The 18,296-nt window shown below is 74.2% G+C and carries 17 protein-coding genes and 1 pseudogene; 6 read left to right on the top strand and 12 right to left on the bottom strand.

Annotated elements, in window-relative coordinates:
- The 10 genes and pseudogenes from ACYVI6_RS06340 to ACYVI6_RS06295 form a co-directional block, all read right to left on the bottom strand.
- Positions 1-513 (bottom strand): annotated as a pseudogene (locus ACYVI6_RS06340) (hypothetical protein); the annotation flags it as partial.
- A gap of 19 nt (positions 514-532) precedes the next feature.
- Positions 533-982, bottom strand: coding sequence for a pilus assembly protein TadG-related protein (locus ACYVI6_RS06335; RefSeq protein WP_460445554.1), 450 nt, complete (start codon positions 980-982; stop codon positions 533-535).
- Complete coding sequence (locus ACYVI6_RS06330; protein WP_460445553.1) at positions 979-1,407, bottom strand: TadE/TadG family type IV pilus assembly protein; 429 nt, start codon at positions 1,405-1,407, stop codon at positions 979-981. The genes ACYVI6_RS06335 and ACYVI6_RS06330 overlap by 4 nt, the downstream gene beginning before the upstream one ends.
- Positions 1,404-1,835 (bottom strand): TadE family protein, encoded by a 432-nt coding sequence (locus ACYVI6_RS06325; protein ID WP_460445552.1) that lies wholly within the window; start codon positions 1,833-1,835, stop codon positions 1,404-1,406. The genes ACYVI6_RS06330 and ACYVI6_RS06325 overlap by 4 nt, the downstream gene beginning before the upstream one ends.
- An 11-nt stretch (positions 1,836-1,846) precedes the next feature.
- On the bottom strand, positions 1,847-2,065 hold the full coding sequence (locus tag ACYVI6_RS06320) for a hypothetical protein (protein WP_284289944.1): 219 nt from the start codon (positions 2,063-2,065) through the stop codon (positions 1,847-1,849).
- A 52-nt stretch (positions 2,066-2,117) separates the two neighbouring features.
- Complete coding sequence (locus ACYVI6_RS06315; RefSeq protein WP_460445551.1) at positions 2,118-3,029, bottom strand: type II secretion system F family protein; 912 nt, start codon at positions 3,027-3,029, stop codon at positions 2,118-2,120.
- The gene (locus tag ACYVI6_RS06310; RefSeq protein ID WP_460445550.1) at positions 3,026-3,901 is read right to left on the bottom strand and encodes a type II secretion system F family protein; all 876 of its coding nucleotides are present in this window, start codon (positions 3,899-3,901) and stop codon (positions 3,026-3,028) included. The genes ACYVI6_RS06315 and ACYVI6_RS06310 overlap by 4 nt, the downstream gene beginning before the upstream one ends.
- Positions 3,898-5,208, bottom strand: a complete 1,311-nt coding sequence (locus ACYVI6_RS06305) for a CpaF family protein (protein WP_460445549.1) — start codon at positions 5,206-5,208, stop codon at positions 3,898-3,900. Before ACYVI6_RS06305 ends, ACYVI6_RS06310 begins: the two co-directional genes overlap by 4 nt.
- 59 nt (positions 5,209-5,267) lie before the next feature.
- Complete coding sequence (locus ACYVI6_RS06300) at positions 5,268-6,038, bottom strand: hypothetical protein (RefSeq protein ID WP_460445548.1); 771 nt, start codon at positions 6,036-6,038, stop codon at positions 5,268-5,270.
- Positions 6,038-6,784: an SAF domain-containing protein gene (locus ACYVI6_RS06295; RefSeq protein ID WP_460445547.1), complete on the bottom strand. Its 747-nt coding sequence runs from the start codon at positions 6,782-6,784 to the stop codon at positions 6,038-6,040. The genes ACYVI6_RS06300 and ACYVI6_RS06295 overlap by 1 nt, the downstream gene beginning before the upstream one ends.
- A 330-nt stretch (positions 6,785-7,114) precedes the next feature.
- Between ACYVI6_RS06295 and ACYVI6_RS06290 the strand changes: the two genes are divergently transcribed.
- From ACYVI6_RS06290 to ACYVI6_RS06280, 3 genes are all read left to right on the top strand, one after another.
- Positions 7,115-7,423 (top strand): WXG100 family type VII secretion target, encoded by a 309-nt coding sequence (locus tag ACYVI6_RS06290; RefSeq protein ID WP_460445546.1) that lies wholly within the window; start codon positions 7,115-7,117, stop codon positions 7,421-7,423.
- 82 nt (positions 7,424-7,505) lie between these two features.
- Positions 7,506-8,162: a hypothetical protein gene (locus tag ACYVI6_RS06285; protein WP_460445545.1), complete on the top strand. Its 657-nt coding sequence runs from the start codon at positions 7,506-7,508 to the stop codon at positions 8,160-8,162.
- Positions 8,159-8,734: an OmpA family protein gene (locus ACYVI6_RS06280; RefSeq protein ID WP_460445544.1), complete on the top strand. Its 576-nt coding sequence runs from the start codon at positions 8,159-8,161 to the stop codon at positions 8,732-8,734. Before ACYVI6_RS06285 ends, ACYVI6_RS06280 begins: the two co-directional genes overlap by 4 nt.
- A 16-nt stretch (positions 8,735-8,750) precedes the next feature.
- Here the strand turns inward: ACYVI6_RS06280 and ACYVI6_RS06275 are convergent, their stop codons facing one another.
- Positions 8,751-13,148 (bottom strand): FtsK/SpoIIIE domain-containing protein, encoded by a 4,398-nt coding sequence (locus ACYVI6_RS06275; protein ID WP_460445543.1) that lies wholly within the window; start codon positions 13,146-13,148, stop codon positions 8,751-8,753.
- A 182-nt stretch (positions 13,149-13,330) separates the two neighbouring features.
- On the opposite strand from ACYVI6_RS06275, the gene ACYVI6_RS06270 reads away from it, so the two are divergent.
- From ACYVI6_RS06270 to ACYVI6_RS06260, 3 genes are read left to right on the top strand one after another with little or no spacing between them, the layout of a single operon-like run.
- Entirely contained in the window at positions 13,331-13,639 is a 309-nt protein-coding gene (locus tag ACYVI6_RS06270; protein ID WP_460445542.1) for a hypothetical protein, read from the top strand.
- Between the two features lie 35 nt (positions 13,640-13,674).
- Positions 13,675-16,158: a hypothetical protein gene (locus ACYVI6_RS06265; RefSeq protein ID WP_460445541.1), complete on the top strand. Its 2,484-nt coding sequence runs from the start codon at positions 13,675-13,677 to the stop codon at positions 16,156-16,158.
- On the top strand, positions 16,158-16,856 hold the full coding sequence (locus tag ACYVI6_RS06260; protein WP_460445540.1) for a hypothetical protein: 699 nt from the start codon (positions 16,158-16,160) through the stop codon (positions 16,854-16,856). The genes ACYVI6_RS06265 and ACYVI6_RS06260 overlap by 1 nt, the downstream gene beginning before the upstream one ends.
- Before the next feature lie 20 nt (positions 16,857-16,876).
- Here ACYVI6_RS06260 and ACYVI6_RS06255 read toward each other — a convergent pair whose 3' ends face one another.
- Entirely contained in the window at positions 16,877-18,172 is a 1,296-nt protein-coding gene (locus ACYVI6_RS06255) for a thymidine phosphorylase (protein ID WP_460445539.1), read from the bottom strand.
- Positions 18,173-18,296: the final 124 nt, after the last annotated feature.

Genomic DNA, 18,296 nt, shown 5'->3' with positions numbered 1-18,296 from the left:
GGCGCCGCCGTCGGCCGGACCCACCGCGGCGGCCGGGCCGGCCACCGCGCCGGTGATGAGCAGGGCACCGACCAGCGCGCGGGCCAGTCGCTGGCTCGGCCCGGCGAGCGGCACGTGCGTCGGCAGGCCGACCCCGCGCACCGCGCTCACCAGCTCGACGAGCACGCAGACCGTGAACTGCAACCAGGCCAGCCAGACCACGACCACCAGGATCTGCAGCAGCCGCTCGAACGACAGCACCCGGCTGAGCACCTCGCGGTCGGGCAGCGACGTCGGCAGGTGCGGCGGCCCGTCGTTCAGCCACCACAGCAGCGCCGGCACCCCGACGACGACCAGCAGCAGCGCGAGGCCGGCCAGCACCGCCCGGCCGCGGCTGCGCTCGGGCTGCGGCCGGGCGGCCGCGATCTCGCGCTGGAACCGCTCCGGCCCGATCTCGCGCGGCGTGCCGTCGTCGGCCCCGTCGACCCCGTCGGCGCGGTCCGGTCCCCCGACCTGGAACTGCGTCTGGCTCATGTCTCCCCCTCGGTCCTGCTCAGCCGATGCCGGTGACGGCGCTCGCCGACGCCGTCGCCGTGATGTCGAAGTCGCGGATGCCGATCAGCGACAGCATCTTCGTCTCGACCGTGCTCCTGGATGCGACGTTCACCGTGAGACCGTCGGCCGACACGGTGACGACGGGCTGCGGGTAGCCGAGCCCGGTCAGGTACGTCGTGGCGCGCGCGGTCGCGGTGCCGCGGTTCAGCACCACCGTGCCCCCCACCCGCAGCGCCTCCTCGTCGATGGCGGTCGCTCCCGCGCGCGCCGCCTGCTCGGTGTCGTCGGCCAGCGTCATCTCGTCGTTCACCCGGTTGCCGCCGTCGATCACCAGCCCGCCCAGGGCGAGCAGCGTCACGGTGAGGCCGAGCACGAACACCGTGACCGCCCCGCGGTCGTCCGGCTCGGTGGCTCGGGCCGCCGCGAGCCGCCGCCGCAGCCCGGTCATCCGGTCGTCCTGCGGTAGACGTCGAGCGGCGCCGTGCTCGTCGCGCGCAGGTCGTGGCTGCCACCCAGGCCAGGGATGCCGAGGTCGCCGTAGCTCACCTTGCAGGTCAGCGTGACGCTCACGGTGCGCAGCTCGTCGGGCGCAACCGGGGCCCAGCTGCCGTTCACCGTCGGCTGCGAGCAGCGGGTGCGGGTCGGCGCGGCGTCGCGCACCGCCGCCTGGGCCGCCGCGACCGCCTCGCCCTGGCTGCGCGCGATGGACGCCGCACGCACCGCGTCGCGCGAGGTGGCCTGCAGCTCGCCGCGCACGTTCACGTACCGACCGCAGGCGACGACCACGAGCAGGAACAGCACCAGCACGGGCGTCATGAGCACCAGCTCGACGGACATCGAGCCGCCGTCGGACGACGTGCGCCGACGGGTCACGGGGTGTCCGCCCGAAACCGCTCGACCGGACCGGTCACCGTGTGGTCGATCCCGAAGGTGAACCGCGGGATCACCTGCTCGGCGTTCGCACGGACGACGAACTGCACGTCCTCGCCACCGTTCACCAGACGCGCCGTCGGCGGGCCGTCGAGCGTGCACAGGCCGTGGCCGATGGTGGCCACGATCGTGCGCGCCCGCGCCTCACCCGCCGCGAGCGACGCCGGCGTGCCGCCGCCGACACGGGCGATCCGCGATCCCTCGCGCGCCGCCGCGGCCGCCACCTGGTTGCCCAGGTACGCGAGGCCGAACTGGACGACGAGGAAGGTGATCAGCATCAGCAGCGGCGTGTACAGCACCAGCTCGACGGACGAGACCCCCTCGTCGTCCCGCGCCCGACCCCGTCCCGGCCAGCCGTGCTGCGGGCTCACGAGAACTCCCGTCAGGGGGTGGTGAGGTCGAGCGTGTTCGCCTTCGTGGTGATCTTGTTCTTGATCGTCAGGCCGATCGCGGCGACGATCCCGACCACGATGACGGTGATCAGCACCCACTCGATCGCGGAGGCGCCGGTGTCGTCGGCCGTCCGCAGCCGGGCCGTGCGGTCGCGCAGCATCATGACCATGAAGCCGAGCGGTGTCAGCGGGTTGAAGTTGTCGAGCATCGTGCGTCCCCTCCCAAGGCAGCATCAACGAAACACCCCTGCGTGCCCGACCTCACGAGGCCATGACGTTCGCGACAGCAGGGTACGTCAGAAACACCAGGAAGCCGACACAGAGCAGCAGCTGGGCCACCAGCATCGACTGCGAGTTCGACTCGGCCTGGCTCTCGAGCGCGGCAAGCTCCTTCGTGCGCATGCTGGTGGCGCGCGCAGCCAGCGAGTCGCGCACCTTCGCGCCGTCCTCGGCCACCAGGCCCAGTGCCGCGGCGAGGTCGCGCAGCTCGTCGACGTCGAGCTCGTCGCCGAGCTCGCCGAGCGCGGCCCAGGGCGTCATGCCCAGCAGCCTGGCCCGCTCGAGCGTGTCGCGGATGCGCAGCATCGCCCACATCGAGCTGATCGAGGACGCCGACTGCAGGGCCTCGGGCACACCGCGGCCGCCCGAGAGGTTCATCGCCACCAGGTCGAGGAACGACCCGAGCGCGTGGGCGAAGTCGCGGCGGCGGGCGGTCGCGCGGCTCTGCAGCTGCAGGGTGGGCAACAGCAGCCCCACGACCGCGCCCACCAGCGCCACGACCAGCGGCACCGTGGCGCTGTAGTCGACGACGAACGAGAGCAGACCGACCACCAGCAGCGGCAGCACGAAGCCGGCGGCGCCAGCCAGCACGCTCTGCGCGACGTGCGCCTCGAACGAGCGGCCGACCATCGCCAGGTCGGCCCGCACCCGCGCCAGCCGCACGTCGTGCTCGGTGAGCCATTTGGCCAGCGGCTGCCCGAGCTGGCGCAGCTGCAGGTTCTCGGTCTCGTGACGTCGGTCGGCCACCAGCGTCTGGTCTCGCCGCTGCCGGCGTCGGTCGGCGTCGAGCCGGGCGACCTGGGCGGCGGCGGCGACCGGGCGATCGACGAGCTGCAGCACGAGCAGCAGGATGCCCAGGCCGCAGAGGGCTCCGGCGAGCATCGCCCCGATCACGCGTCACGCCCCTGACCGACGGAGAGGAACCGTTGCGGCGCCTGCAGGTTGGACAGCCGTCGCAGCCAGAAGAAGCCGGCGGCGAACAGCAGCACGATGAGCGCCAGCACCAGCTGACCGACGAAGGTGCCGTACGGGCGCACGTACCCGGGGTTGAACACCCTGAGCCCGATGACGAAGAGCACCGAGACGGCGCTCACGATCTGCACGCTGCGCCGGGTGCTGGCCCGGCCGGAGGCGATGCGTCGGCGCATGTCGAGGTCGGCCCGCACCGAGTCGGCCAGCGAGCCGAGCACCTGACGCAGACCAGGCCCGCGCAGCCGCGAGTTCAGCACCAGCGCGGCGACGATGAGGTCGGCGCTCGGGTCGTCCATGTCGTCGGCGAACCGGCCCAGCGCGGTCGGCAGGGGCGTCCGCACCCGCAGCCGGTCGGCGAGTGCGATGAGCGGCGCCGAGACCGAGGGCGCCGCGGCGTAGGCGGTGGCGGGGATCGCCTGCTCGAGCCCGACGGCGCCGGCGATGGTGTCGCGCAACGACTCCGTCCACGTCGCCAGGCCCTCGAGCCGCTCCATCGCCCGCTTCTCGGCCCGCGCGCCGCCGAACAGCGCCGGCCAGAACAGCACCAGCAGACCCGACCCGATCGCCACCGCGATCCACCGGGTGACCAGGAGCACGACCAGCCCCACGCCGATGGCCGTCAACGTCAGCCGACCGATGCGGGTGGCGACCTCACGGAGGTCGACCTGCTGCGCCTTGGGTTCCGGAGCGGTCGGCGTGAGCGCACGCACCAGGAGCAGCAAGGCCGCACCCACCACGGCCCCGCAGAGGGTGATGAGGACGACGTCGACGGACGGCAGCACCAGCAGGTTCACGAGACCAGCCCCCCGGTGGCCAGGCCGACGGAGTACCCGACGCGCTCGAGGTCCTCGGCGCACGAGATCGGCGCGGCCGGGACCGCGACGCCGTCCGGCCCGGCGGCGAACACCTCGCTCGACAGCACCCGGCCGTCGACGCCGTTGATCTCGCGGATGCTCGACACGAACCGCCGCAGCCGGCCGCCCTGCGCGAAGTCGTTCTGCTTCTCGCAGAAGACGACGAAGTCGATGGCGCCGGCGATCAGCATCATCGTGGCCTCGACCGGCAGCCGCTCGACCGACTGGATGGCGTACGTCGAGATGCGGTTGAACACCTCCATCGAGCTGTTCGCGTGGATCGTCGACAGCGAGCCGTCGTTGCCCTGGCTCATCGCGTTCAGCATGGTGACGATCTCGTCGCCGAGCACCTCGCCGACGATGACCCGGCTCGGGTTCATGCGCAGCGAGCGGCGCACCAGGTCGGCCATCGAGATGTAGCCGAGGCCCTCGGAGTTCGGCAGCCGCTCCTCGAACGCCACGACGTTCGGGTGCAGGTCCTCGAACTCGCCCAGGCCCAGCTCGAGCGCCCGCTCGACGGTGATGATGCGCTCGTGCGACGGGATCTCGTTGGCCAGCGCGCGCAGCAGCGTCGTCTTCCCGGCGTTCGTGGCGCCGGCGATCATGATGTTCTTGCGGGCAGCGACCGCCGCCGACAGGAACGCCGCGATCTCCGGCGTCACCGAGCCGTAGCCCACCAGCTCGTCGAGGAACACCTTGCCGAGCCGCGCGCGGCGGATCGAGATCGACGGCCGCGACACCACGCCCATCACCGCCGACATGCGGCTGCCGTCGGGCAGGCGGATGTCGAGCTGCGGGTTGGCCGAGTCGAACGGGCGCGAGGTCAGGCCGCTGTACGAGCCGAGCACCTGCACCAGCTCGACCAGCTCGTCGTCGGTGTCGGCGATCGGCGCCACCATCTGCTCGCGGCCGTCGGCGTAGGAGACGAACACCCGGTCGCACCCGTTGATGTCGATGTTCTCGACCTCGGGGTCGTCGAGCAGCGGCTGCAGGCGGCCGACGCCGAAGAGCGCGGCGTGCACGCCCTCGGCGATGTCCTCCTCGTCCTCCGGCAGCAGCGGGCTGCGGCCGGCGGTGAGCTCCTCGCGGGCGACCGTCTCGAGCACCCGGCCGATGACGGCGCGGGCGAACTGCCGCTCGTCCTCGGCGGTCATCGGCGGCAGCGCGGCCGCGGCGTCCTCACGGCGCTGCTGGGCGAGGACGTCGGCGACCTCCTCGCGCACGCGGCGCACGAGCGACTGGTCCACCTGGTGGCTCCCTCTGGCTGGTCGGTGTCGGGTGCTGCGTCGTGGAAGGCGGTGCGGGACTAGGCGGCGCGGCGGTCGTGCACGAGGGCCTCGACGGCGGGCACCAGGCCGCGCACCGAGCGCACGAGCAGGCTGCGACCCGCGCGGTGGCTCCAGTTGCCGCCCAGGGCCTCGGCGCCCTTCTCGTCGTGCGCCACGGCGCCGAGCACCGAGACGCCGAGCCGCTCGGCCTCGAGCAGGCGCTGCAGGTCGGCGGCGCTGCGCGAGGCGTTCGGCGGCGCGACGACCACGACACCGGTCGGGACGGCGCCGGCCTCGCCCAGCCGCAGCACCGACGACAGCCCCCGCAGCCGCTCGCGCAGCTGCGCGAACTCGGCCGGGCCGGGGCGGGTCACGAGGAGCACCGCGTCGGCCTTCGCCAGCACCGGCATGGTCGGCGAGCCGGGCACGACGCGACCGCAGTCGGCCACCACGTCGTCCGGCCAGCGCGCGAAGGCGTCGGCGAGCGCGGGCCACACCGGCCCGAGGCCGGTCACCTGCTCGGGCCCGGCGAACCCGGCGACGACGGGCAGCCCGCCGAGCAGCACGTGCGAGTGCGCGTCGAGCCGGGCGCTCGAGCCGGCCCGGCGCACGGCGGCACCGAGCGACAGCACGCTCCGGTCGGGGTCGATCGGGTCGCCCTGCTCGTCGCGGTAGCGCCACAGCAGGTCGCTGCCCGCGGGGTCGACGTCGACCAGCACCGCGGTCGAGGGCCACAGCGCGGCCAGGCCCACCGAGAGGGTGGTGACGCCGGGCGACCCCTTCGCCGAGCAGAGCGCGATCAGCGCCATCAGCTGCCGGTCCCGGTGGTGGCGCCGCGCTCCACGAGCACCAGGGCGATCGCGTCCTGCGCTGCAGCCTGGGCCACGAGGGTCGCGGCGCTCGACGCGACCACGAGGGTCGCGGCCTGGTCGTTCGACGACGACGCCGGCGCACCGGTGAGCCCGCCCCCGCCGGCCTGCTGCTGGGTGGTGCTGCTGACGGTCGCGCGGGCGACGAGCACCTTGCTCGGACCCTGCGCGGGCACCGACAGCACCTGCACGACGTCGCCGGGCTGCAGGCCGCTCACCGGCACCCGCCCGGTCTTCAGCGGGACGCCGAGCGCGACCGTGCCGGTCTGCAGGAAGCCCTGCGTCGAGATCATGCTCGGGTCGAGCAGCTGCCCCTGCCGCACGCCCTCGCTGGCGTACTTGCCCACGAGCTGGCTGGCGTCGCGCGCCGGCAGCGTCTGGATGCCCTCGCTGGCGATGCGCGCCACCGCGAGGTCATCCTCGGTGAGCTGCTTGCCCACCGGGATGTCAGCCCGGGCGACGAGCACCGGCACCCGCGAGTCGACGCGCAGCGCCAGCAGGCCGGCGACGGCGGCGCCGCCGAGGATCAGCAGGACCGCGAGCGCCGCCATGACCGGACGCCGCTGGCGGGGCGGGGCCGGCAGGCGGTCGCCGGACTGCCGCGCGGGACGGGTCGCCCGGGCCTCCCGCTCGCGCTGGCGGTCGACCGGCGCGGTGTCGGGCTGCTTGCTCAGGCTGGTGCTCATCGGTCCTCGCTGGTCGTCCGGGTCGCTGGCGCTGTGCGCACGGCGCGAGGGGACGGTGGGAGCGCACCCCGGCTGGGGAGGCGCGCCGCCGGGTCCCCCCACGGCCGGTCACCTACGGCGGGAGTGTAGACCGTCGCGCCGACGACGAGGCAGGGCCGGACGCGTGCACCCCCCGGACGCCGGGCGACGCGCCGTCCGGCAGCGGTTGACGCTCCCCCGGCTCGGTGGCACGCTCGTGCCGTCACCGAGCCACGCGCCGTCCTCGTCAGAGGGGGCCGGGGTAGTGGTGGGGGGCAGGACCACATCGGGTACCACTAGGGGAGGAACACCATGGCTGGAGCCAACGGTTCGGGCGGCGTGCACGTCGAGCACGAGTCCCTCAGGACGCAGGCGACGAAGCTCGCCGAGACCAAGAACGAGATCGAGCAGGTGCTCGCGCGCTGCCAGGCGCAGATCCAGGAGCTCATCACGAGCGGCTTCGTCACCGACAGCGCGTCGGCCAGCTTCGGCGACGCCCACGACCGGTGGAACACCGCGGCGAAGAACTGCATCGCCGAGCTCGACACGATGGGCACCTACCTGGGCAAGGCCAGCGAGGCGTTCGCCAGCGTCGACTCGCAGTTCACCGTCAAGCTCTGACACCAGCGCTCGACACGGAGCCCCCGGCCACGCGGCCGGGGGCTTCGTCGTCCGGCCGTCGCACACCAGCAGGGGGACCCTCGTGACCACCACCCACCCGCGCCGCGCCGCCACGGCGTCCGCGCTGCTCCTGGCGCTCGGCGCCCTGGCCGCCTGCTCCGGCGGCGACGACGACGCCCCGACGACCGCCACGTCGTCGTCCGCGTCGCCCAGCGCGTCGAGCGCCGCGTCGGCCGGCGCCAGCCCGTCGCCCAGCGGCTCGGCCACTCCGAGCACGCCGGTCGACACGTCGAGCAACGGCGCGTCGCAGGCCGGCGTGAGCGTGCAGGACGCCAGCCAGGTCGTCGCCAGCACCACGAAGCCGTACGTCAGCCCGTACTCGCAGGGCAGCGTGAAGATCGGCCTGCTGCCGCTGCAGAAGCGCGGCAAGCTCATGGTGCTGACCATGGTGCTGACGCCGACCATCGAGCCCGGCGGCCAGCGGCAGACCGCCAGCCTGTTCGACGTGTTCAACCAGCACGTCATCACCCCGACGCTCGTCGACCCCGTGAACCTGAAGCAGTACCGCGTCGTCTCCGGCTACTCCGCCCTGCAGTCGGACCCCACCGGGGTGTCGGCCAGCAGCGGCCAGCCGATGTTCGCGTACGCCGTCTTCGCGGCGCCGCAGGACCCGATCGACGCGATCGACGTGCAGGTCGCCGACAGCCTGCCGCGCTTCACCGACGTGCCGATCCGATGAGCCGCTCCCCCGCCGCCGCGGCGCTCGCCGCCGTCGCCGCGCTGACCGCGGGCCTGTGCACCGCCGCGCCGGCCCGCGCCGCCGACGCCGGGCCCGACCTCCCCGTCGTCAGCGACCTCGCCGTCGCCGAGTCGGTCCGCTCGATCGCGGTCGACCAGGTGTACCCGATCCGCCTCGGCGAGGCCGTGAGCTCGCTGCAGCAGACGGTGCGCGAGGGCCCCGACACCGTGGTGCGGTTGAACTCCGACATCCTCTTCGCGTTCGGCAAGGCGACCATCGCCCCGGCGGCGAAGCAGCGCCTGGGCACCCTGCTCGCCCCGGTGCCGCGCAGGGCCCGGCTGACCGTGGCCGGGTACACCGACTCGATCGGCTCGACGTCGAGCAACCTGCGGTTGTCGCAGCAGCGCGCGAAGGCCGTCGCCGCCGTCGTCCGCGCCGCCCGGCCCGACCTGCGGCTGACCGTGCGCGGCTACGGCGAGGCCGATCCCGTCACCCCGAACACCAGCGGCGGCAAGGACGACCCCGGGGCGCGCGCGAAGAACCGCCGCGTCGAGCTGCAGTACCGCCGCTGAGCGCGGGTCGGACCGGCTAGAGCACCAGGGCGGGCTCCACCCAGGGCACCTGCACGAGCACCGGGTCGCCACCGGTGCCGGCGAGCAGACCGCGGCCCGGGACGACGCGCGGCGAGACCATGCTGCGGGTCAGCCGCACGCCGACCGTCTCGCCCTCGACGATGCTCTGCGGCGACAGCAGCAGCCCCTGCCGGCCGCGCCGCGCCTCGTACATCCAGCCGCTGAGCCCGGAGCCGAGGTCGGTGTTCAGCCCGGCGACGACCACGCCCCACGCCTTGTCGCGCGCCTGCCGCACCAGGGCCTGCATGCCGGGCGCGAGCTCGCCCTCGCGCAGCGTCTCGGCGTCGTCGACCAGCACCAGCGCGCCCTCGGGCAGCGCACGCAGCCGCTCGACCAGGGCGTCCAGCTGGCCGGTGACCCCGACGACCGCGTCGTCGCCGAGCTCGGTCGCGAGCACGGACGGGCGCGGGCAGACCGCCAGCAGCGGCTGCCCCCGGTGCTGCGCGGCGCGGGCGAGCCAGCGCAGCGCGACGGTGCGCCCCGACCGCGGCGGGCCGGACACCATGGCCACCGGTGAGGCCCCCAGGTCGAGGCCGAGCAGGTCGAGCTCGTCGCCGCCGATGCCGAACGGCGCGAACAGCTGCGGCTGCGTCGACAGGTCGGTGCCGTCGAGCGCGTCGGCGGCGTCGACCTGTGCCGGCAGCGCACCGAGCCGGAAGGGCCGCAGCGCACGCGGCAGGTCGCGGTCGCGCTCGGCGACCTCGGCCGCCACCCGTCGCACGGCGGCGCTCTGCCCGGCGCCCGACACGTCGGCGTCGAGCACCGCCACCTGCACCTCGGTGCCCGAGTCGCCCCACAGCGCGCGGCCGTCGGGCACGTGCTCGGGCACCTGCTTGCGGGTCAGCCCGCTGAGCATGTAGTCCTGCTTGTCGGGCAGCCGCATCACGAGCTTGCGGTCGACCAGCGTCGACATCCGGCCCGACAGCAGCGAGCGGTCGCCGGCCAGCACGATGTGCAGCCCGGCCGAGGCGCCCTCGCGCAGCAGCCGCTGCACGTCGTCCTCGAGCCGGCCGTTGTCGACCTCGCCCAGCGAGGAGGAGAAGCCCTCCCAGCGGTCGAGCACGAACAGCAGGTACGGCAGCCGGTCGTCGGGTGCGGACGCCGCCCGCTGCTCCCCGACGTCGGCGAACCCGCCCTGACCGAGCAGCTCCTGCCGGCGCGCCACCTCGTCCGACAGCCGCTGCAGCAGCCGGTCGGCGCGGTCGGGCTGCGTCCGTTGCACGACGGCACCGGTGTGCGGCAGCTCGGCGAGCGGCAGCAGCGCGCCGTTGCCGCAGTCGAGCGCGTAGACGTGCACGTCGCGCGCCGGCACCTGTCGCGCGACCTGCGTCACGAGGGTGCGCAGCATCGTCGAGCGTCCGACCCGGGGGCCGCCCACGACGTAGAGGTGGCTGTCGCGCCCGAGCTGGAACGTCGACGACAGCTGCGCCTGCCGGTCGGGGTGGTCCTCGACCGCCCAGCGGACGGCGGGCGGCCGGCCGTCGCCCACGAGGGCCTCGGCCACGACGGCCTCGGGCAGGTCGGCGGCGACCACCGACTCGGCGAGCGCCGGCAGCCACGGGCTGTGCTGGCGCGGCACCCCGGCCTTCGCGTTCGCCTCGGTGATCGCCTCGACGAGCACCGACAGGTCGGTGTCGCCGTCGTCGGTCTGGGTGCCCTGGGGGCGGGGACGGCCGGGCGCCGGCTGCCCCACGACCGACCACGGCAGCGGCCAGGCCAGCGGCGCGTCGCTCACCTGGACGTCGGTGCTGCCCGGCCGCGCGCCGCCGACCCGCCCGGCCTGGAACGGCATCAGGCTCGCGTGCCCGGTGCGGACGTACCCGCGGCCCGGCGTCGACTGCGAGATGTGCCCGGCGTCCGGGGCGTCGATGACGTCGCGCGACTCGCCCTCGTCGGTGACGCGCAGGGAGATCCGCAGGTTGGTGTTGGCGCGGATGTCGGCCGACACCACGCCGGACGGTCGCTGCGTGGCGAGGATCAGGTGGATGCCGAGCGAGCGGCCGCGCTGGGCGATCGAGACGAGCCCCTCGACGAAGTCGGGCACGTCGCGCACCATGCTCGCGAACTCGTCGATCACCAGCAGCAGGCGCGGCATCGCGGGCAGCGTGGCGTCGCGTGCCTGCATCGCCCAGTAGTCCTCGAGGTCCTTGGCGCCGGGCACCGCCAGCTGCCGCTCGCGCCGGTGCAGCTCGGCGCCGAGCGAGGTGAGGGCGCGGCCGACGAGGTGCTCGTCGAGGTCGGTGACCATGCCGACGGTGTGCGGCAGGTGGTTGCAGTCCTTGAAGGCCGAGCCGCCCTTGTAGTCGACCAGCACGAACGTCAGCTCGTCGGGCCGGTTGGCGATCGCCAGCGACGCCACGATCGTCTGCAGCAGCTCGGACTTGCCGGAGCCGGTGGTGCCGGCGATCAGCGCGTGCGGCCCGTCGCGGCGCAGGTCGAAGCGGAACACGCCGTCGTACCCGAGACCGATCGGCACGTCGGTGGTGCGCCCGTGCTCCCACCGCTCGAGCACCCCCTGCGGCGTCGGCGGCTCGAGACCGACGCAGTCCAGCAGCCGCGCGGACGTCGGGATGGCCGAGTCCTCGGCGTCCGGCGTGGTGTCGCGCAGCGGGGCGAGGGCGCGGGCGACCCGCTCGGCCCACGCCGGCTCGACCAGGTCGGGGCGCACGTCGGGGACGTCGTCGGCGAGCGTGCGCCGCAGGGTGACCCGGCCGTCGACGCAGTCGATCACCCCGCGGCACTCCTCGGGCAGCTGCCGCACCTCGTCGTCGAGGCAGAGCACGTGCACGCCGACGCCGGGCCCGTCGCGCAGCAGCTGCACGACCCCGGGCAGCGCGCGCAGCCGGCGGGCGCCGTCGAGCACCACCACGAGGTCGGGCGCGGGCGGGCGCCAGGTGGCCGCCGAGGCGGTGTTCGGTCGTTCCTCGAGCCGCCGCGCCACCAGCTGGGTGAGCTCGCCGAGCCGCCGGCCGACCGACTCCTGCTCGGTGCCGACCATCGCACCGACCCGCTCGCCGTCGACCCGCGCGTGCGGCAGCCAGCGCACCCAACCCCAGCGGTCCTCGGCGGCGGTGTCGGTGAGCAGCACGAGCTGCACGTCGCGCGGGCTCTGCAGCACCGCGGTCTGGGCGATGAGCCAGCGGGCCAGCGCGTCCCGCGTCTCGGGCAGCCCGGCGAGGCCGAGCACGCCCAGCTGCTTGAGGTCGAGCCCTGCCGGCACCTCGCGCAGCGTCCGCGGGGGTGGTGGCTCGTCGCTGCTGCCGAGCGACGCGGGCTGCTTGACGGTGAGCTGCGAGGGCAGGTCGGCCAGCCCGAGCCGCCACACGAGGTGGTCGGGGTCGGACCGGCGCCGCTCCCAGAGCCGCCGCCCGGGAGCCAGCGCGGTGAGCAGCACCTCGGCGGGGTCGGGGCCGAGCGCCCTGCGGTCGTCGCGCTCGGCGAGCAGCCCGCGCTCGATGCGCCCCTCGACGTCGGCCAGGTCCTGCTCGTACTGCGCCACCTTCTCTTTGTGGTCCCTCGCGCCCGACCGGCGCTGGCTCACGTAGTTGGCGACGGCCATCAGCGGCGTCATGAACGCCATGAACAGGAACCGCGGGTTCACCAGCAGCGCCATCGGGATCGCCATGGCCATCGGCGCAAGCACCATCACCCAGGGCATCGGGCGCTTCGCCAGCGCCCCGGGGTCCTTCGGCAGCGTGAACACGCGCTCGCGCGGTGGCGGCAGCAGCCGCGGCGGGCGGTTCACGTCGACGCCGAGGTCGGCGGCCGACGGCCCGGCGTCCGCGCCCTCGACGCCCGGGTCGACCACCTGCAGCACGGTGTCGCCGGCGACCAGCAGCTCACCGGCCGGCCAGCGGGTCGGCCCGTCGAGCTCGACGCCCTCGAGCCGGGCGGTCAGGCCGGGCGCCGCCGTGACCTCCACGCCGCCCTGCGGCTGCACGACGACCCGCAGCGCGTCCGGCGGCAGCAGCACGTCCGGCAGGCTCAGACCCGGTGCGCCGCAGCCGATCCAGGTCTCGCCGATGCCCACGCGGTGCACCCGCCCGGCGCCGAGACCGCCCACCACGCGCACCTCCGCGACACCCGAGGGCTCACCCGGCGGCACGGCCGGCGCGTGCAGCGACACCACGCTGCCCGGCCGCACGCCGGCGTCGCGCAGGTCGTCCGTCGGGTCGACCGGGCGCCCGTCGACGTAGACGCCGACGCGGGCGGCGAACGACGGGTGCAGCTGCTCGCCGAGCACCCCGAGCCAGGCCGGCACCAGCGCCTCGACGGCATCGGACGGCGCGGCGTCGACCAGCACCGGCACGGAGCGCCCGCTCCGACCGTCCGCCACCGTCACGCTGAAGCGCACGTCACCCTCCCCTGCTCGGTCCCCGGCACAGTATGGACCGCCCCACCGACACGGGTCCGGCGTCCGGCCGAGGTGCGAGCAGCGGTTGCTGCAGCGGCCCGATGATCGACCACTGCTCGCATCTCGGCAGGGGTCGCCCTAGAGTGTCGGGCGGGAGCTCGAGTCGACCGTGGGGGGACCACATGAGGCCAGACGAGCCGCAGCACGCCGAACCGCAGGCGCTCACCGCCGCCCGCGACCGGTTCGACGACCTCGCGGCGCAGTTCGACAACACCAAGCAGCCGCTGCAGCGGCACGAGCGGTCGATCGTCGACGGCGCCGGCCAGTTCAGCGGGGACGTCGGCGACGGGGCGCTGGCGTTCATGCTGTCGTGGCAGACGGTGTTCGACGTCGCGTCCGACTCGGCCGGCCTGATCGCCGGCAACATCGGGGCCTACACCCTCGACCTGGAGGCCGTCGACAAGGACCTGACGGTCACCATCCAGCTCTAGCACCAGCAGCCGGCTCTCGAGGTGGGGGGAACACCATGGGGCACTTCACGATCGACGTCGACGTCGACCAGCTCGCGTCCGCGCAGAGCGGGTTCACGACGCTCGGCCAGCACCTGACCACGCACTCCGAGCAGGTGTCGTCGACGCCCGGCGAGATCGGCACGGCCTGGACCGGTACCGCCGCCACGGCGGTGAAGTCGGAGATGACCGGGCTGGGCGACAAGACCAAGCAGTTCGCGCCGAAGTTCACCGAGGCGGCCGAGGCCATCGGCACGTTCGTCACCGCGGTGCACACGTGCCAGTCGACGATCGACACGCTGAACCGGCAGTGGGACCAGTACAACCAGGACTGCACCGACGCGATCAACCGCGCCAAGACCCAGCACGACACCACGGTCGGCGGGCTGGACGACGGCGACACCGCCGGCAAGCAGACCGCCGACTCCGACCTCGGGGTGGCCCGCGGCAGGGCCGCCGATGCGCTGCGCTACCAGCTGCAGGGCCTGCAGTACGGCTACACCGAGGCGGTCTCGACGCTGCGGACGGCGGCGAAGGCGCTCGGTGACGCGCTCGAGGGCGCCGTCGTGCTCGCCGTCCCCGACGAGACGGTGCGCGACTACAAGGCGGGCGGGGACGTGAGCGGCCTGCTGTCGAGCCTGCGCCGGGCCGGCGTCGACGCGCTCGGCGACGAGCTGCACCTGCCGCACGACAAGCAGTCGCAGGCCGACGGCGCCGACGCGGCCGAGGCGTTCAACGACTTCGCCGACACCGGGCCGCACACCGACGCCGAGCTGCAGGCGATGCTCGACCGGTTCCACATCAGCGACGAGGCGTTCCGTCAGGGGTTCCTCGACGACCTCGACCCGCAGGCGCTGGTGTTCCTGCAGCGCGTCGCCCACATGGGCGCGTCGAGCGAGGGCAACGCGAAGAAGTACGGCGAGGTCATCACCGCCATCTCGCAGATGATGGCGCAGGGCTCGAACGTCGCCACGCAGGGCACGTACCCGGTGCGGCACGACTTCTACGACGACTGGCAGCAGGCCGCCCAGGACATGGACGTGACGGACTCCGGCGAGGCCGAGCTGTTCATCGCCGAGGTGCTGCAGGCCGGGCAGGGCGACCCGGCCACCTGGGACTCCGCGCTCGCGACGCAGATCGCCCGCGACACGATCGCCTTCGAGCGCCGCAAGACCGAGGAGTCGGGTGGCACGTTCACCTGGGGCGACATCCTCCGCGGCGGGTACGACGTCATGCCCACGCAGGCCGCGCGCGACATCACGCCGAACGCGGGCCAGGCCGACGCGCTGCAGCTGGTCTTCGACGCGCTGGGCAAGGACCCCGTCGCCGCCCAGGACACGCTGCTCGACAGCGACGGCGGTGTCGACCACGACCTGCTGCACTACCTGTACGGCGGGCGCAGCGCGGGCGGCAACGCCTACACGTGGGGCGACGCGCTGGGCGGCACGCTCGAGGCGGCGACGTCGTACGTCGGGCCGGGCGGCGAGGGCACGCGCAACTACGACTCGGCCGACATCGTGCAGGACATGGTGCACTGGTACGGCACCCACCCCGATCGCTACCCGATCACGATGGACCAGCACGTCGTCGACATCCTGAGCCATCACATCCAGGCGGTGAACTACGCCGGCAGCGGCGCCGAGGGGCCGGTCAGCGGCAACCACGCGGACGGGCTGCTCGAGTACCAGCGGATCGCGCTGGCGAACCTGGACAAGGGCGATCTGGCGAACCTGCTGAAGAACGTGTTCGGCGAGGACTACTACGCGCAGCACGGCGAGCACGCCGACCCCAGCAAGGGCTTCCCGATGTACCAGCAGCTGTCCGCAGCCCAGCAGGCCGCGTTCCGCCGCGACTTCCTGGAGATCACCGGCGCCGACCCGTTCGACCAGGGCCGGCTCGAGGCGCTGGCGCACCAGCAGGGCTCGGCGCAGAACGACATGGCGCTGAACCTGCGCGACGCGTTGAAGGCCCAGGGCGCCAGCGCCGACCAGGCGGACGCCGACGCGAAGGCGGCCTTCGACTTCGTGCTCGGGCTCGGCATCGACCAGCTGCCGATGGACAAGCTCGGCGGGCCGGCAGGGTCGCTCGGTGGCGCCGCGATCGACGCCATCAAGGACGGCGCGCTGAACGCGATCTTCCCCGACCACGACTACGAGGGGCAGGCGAACAGCGAGGGCCTGTCGGTGCAGGAGTACCTGCGCCGGCTCACCCCGCTGCAGTACGTCGGCCAGCTCGAGGAGGCCGGGATGCTCGACGGGCCGAACAGCCCCGACGCGTGGGCGCAGGCGCACCCCGACGAGGCGTCGTTCATGCGCGACGGGCAGATGGTCGACCTCGCCGACCTCTACGCCCACCGCGCCGACCGGCCCGACCAGTGGAACGACTTCCTGTACTACTACCAGGAGCACGGGCAGTCGGCGCTGAACGACCTCGACCTCACCGAGCAGTTCGAGCTGGGCTTCCTCACCTCCGACGACACGCACTCCGGGAGCGGCGGCTGATGCGGCGGGGCGCGCGCCACGCCCGGGCCGCCGTCGTCGCCACGGCGCTGCTGCTGGGCGCGAGCGCCTGCACGGGTGACTCGCCGTCGCCGTCCGCGACCGACACCTCGTCGACCGCACCCGCGTCCGGGGCGCCGTCCGGCGACGCACCCGCGGACGCCGCGCCCGCCGTCACCGGCCCCGGTGGGCGCTGGACGGCGAGCGGCCCCGGGCGGTCGAGCGGCCCGAATTGCGTGTCGGTCACCCGGCGCGGCGAGTCGGTGCACGTGACGGTGCCCGCCGGGCTCACCCAGCAGGACGAGGGCCCGGTGCCGCTGGCCGCCCTGCGGTACCAGGCGATCGACCGCGGGGCGAGCCTGCGGCAGGTGGCGCTCTACGCCTGGACGCAGGACGACGACAGCGCCACCACGGTGACCCGGCGGATGGCCGTCTGGTTCGACGGCGAGACGCAGACCGGCATCGACGACATCGGCAGCACGACGGTGCAGGCGTCCGACGACGTGGCCGGCGCCAGCAGCCTGTACGCCGTGCAGCAGCAGGTCGCAGGGTCGGGCGGCCTGCCGCACGCGGTCTCCGTCGTCACCCTGCTGAGCGGGGCGGAGCGCTTCGGCGTCGCCACGCTCACCCGCCGCGACGCGGACGGTGAGGCAGCCCGGCACGCGATCGAGCGCTCGTTCGCCCCCGGCCCCTGCCCCTGATCCCTGCCGAGCCGTTGGGGTCAGTCGGCGGCGACGCGCTCGATCACGAGCGGCAGCAGGTCGGGCCGCGACCCCTCGGGTGCGATGAACACGCTCTCCTGCAACGCCTCCAGCGCCCGCTCGAAGCGGTCGGGCTCGTCGGTGTGCAGCGACATGAGCGGGTCGCCGCCGCGCACCGTCGCGCCGGGCTTGGCGTGCAGCTCGACGCCCGCGCCCGCCTGCACCGGCTCGCCCTGCCGCGCGCGACCCGCACCCAGCCGCCAGGCCGCCAGGCCCACGCCGTACGCGTCGAGCGAGGTGCGCACGCCGTCGGCCTCGGCGCGCACCACGTGCGTCTCGCGGGCGGTGGGCAGCGGCGCGTCGGGGTCGCCGCCCTGGGCCTGCAGCATGCGGCGCCAGGCGTCCATGGCCGAGCCGTCGCGCAGCCGGTCAGCGGGGTCGACGCCGGTGACGCCGGCCGCGGCGAGCATCTCGCGGGCCAGCGCCAGCGTGAGCTCGACGACGTCGGGCGGGCCGCCGCCGGCCAGCACCTCGACCGACTCGCGCACCTCCAGCGCGTTCCCGGCCGTCAGCCCGAGCGGCGTCTGCATGTTCGTCAGCAGGGCGACGGTGGTGACGCCCGAGTCGGTGCCGAGCTCGACCATCGTGCGGGCCAGCTCGCGGGCGTCGTCCTCGGTCTTCATGAACGCACCGGAGCCGACCTTCACGTCGAGCACCAGCGCGCCGGTGCCCTCGGCGATCTTCTTGCTCATGATCGAGCTGGCGATGAGCGGGATCGCCTCGACGGTGCCGGTGACGTCCCGCAGCGCGTAGAGCTTCTTGTCGGCCGGGGCCAGCCCCGAGCCCGCGGCGCAGATCACCGCGCCGACGTCGTCGAGCTGACGCAGCATCTCCTCGTTCGACAGCGCCGCCCGCCAGCCGCGCACCGACTCGAGCTTGTCGAGGGTGCCGCCGGTGTGCCCGAGCCCGCGCCCCGACAGCTGCGGGACGGCGACGCCGCAGGCCGCCACGAGCGGGGCGAGCGGCAGGGTGATCTTGTCGCCGACGCCGCCGGTGGAGTGCTTGTCGGCGGTCGGCCGCGACAGCCCGGAGAAGTCCATCCGCTCGCCGGTGCGGATCATCGCGTGCGTCCACCGGGCGATCTCGGCACGGTCCATGCCGTTCAGCAGGATCGCCATCGCCAGCGCCGACATCTGCTCGTCGGCGACGACGCCGCGCGTGTAGGCGTCGACCACCCAGTCGACCTGCGCGTCGCTCAGCCGCCCGCCGTCCCGCTTGGCACGGATCACGTCGACGGCGTCGTGGGGCTCGCTCATCCCCCGATCCTGGCCCACCGCAACGGATCGGCCAAACCCCGTTCGCCCCCGGCGCAACCGCGTGCTGGGGACCGCCGAGATGCGAGTAGCGGTTCACCGAGCAGCGCTCAGGTGAACCGCTACT

The organism is Angustibacter aerolatus, from assembly GCF_054776675.1.
Note: the sequence above shows the minus strand (reverse complement) of the source record. Positions and strands in the feature narration are given on the sequence as shown.

What these genes read in the sequence shown, in the direction of transcription:
- ACYVI6_RS06335 (WP_460445554.1), bottom strand. Translation starts at nt 982, where the DNA reads ATGACCGGGCTGCGGCGGCGGCTCGCGGCGGCCCGAGCCACCGAGCCG.
- ACYVI6_RS06320 (WP_284289944.1), bottom strand. Translation starts at nt 2,065, where the DNA reads ATGCTCGACAACTTCAACCCGCTGACACCGCTCGGCTTCATGGTCATG.
- ACYVI6_RS06300 (WP_460445548.1), bottom strand. Translation starts at nt 6,038, where the DNA reads ATGGCGCTGATCGCGCTCTGCTCGGCGAAGGGGTCGCCCGGCGTCACC.
- ACYVI6_RS06295 (WP_460445547.1), bottom strand. Translation starts at nt 6,784, where the DNA reads ATGAGCACCAGCCTGAGCAAGCAGCCCGACACCGCGCCGGTCGACCGC.
- ACYVI6_RS06290 (WP_460445546.1), top strand. Translation starts at nt 7,115, where the DNA reads ATGGCTGGAGCCAACGGTTCGGGCGGCGTGCACGTCGAGCACGAGTCC.
- ACYVI6_RS06280 (WP_460445544.1), top strand. Translation starts at nt 8,159, where the DNA reads ATGAGCCGCTCCCCCGCCGCCGCGGCGCTCGCCGCCGTCGCCGCGCTG.
- ACYVI6_RS06270 (WP_460445542.1), top strand. Translation starts at nt 13,331, where the DNA reads ATGAGGCCAGACGAGCCGCAGCACGCCGAACCGCAGGCGCTCACCGCC.
- ACYVI6_RS06265 (WP_460445541.1), top strand. Translation starts at nt 13,675, where the DNA reads ATGGGGCACTTCACGATCGACGTCGACGTCGACCAGCTCGCGTCCGCG.
- ACYVI6_RS06260 (WP_460445540.1), top strand. Translation starts at nt 16,158, where the DNA reads ATGCGGCGGGGCGCGCGCCACGCCCGGGCCGCCGTCGTCGCCACGGCG.
- ACYVI6_RS06255 (WP_460445539.1), bottom strand. Translation starts at nt 18,172, where the DNA reads ATGAGCGAGCCCCACGACGCCGTCGACGTGATCCGTGCCAAGCGGGAC.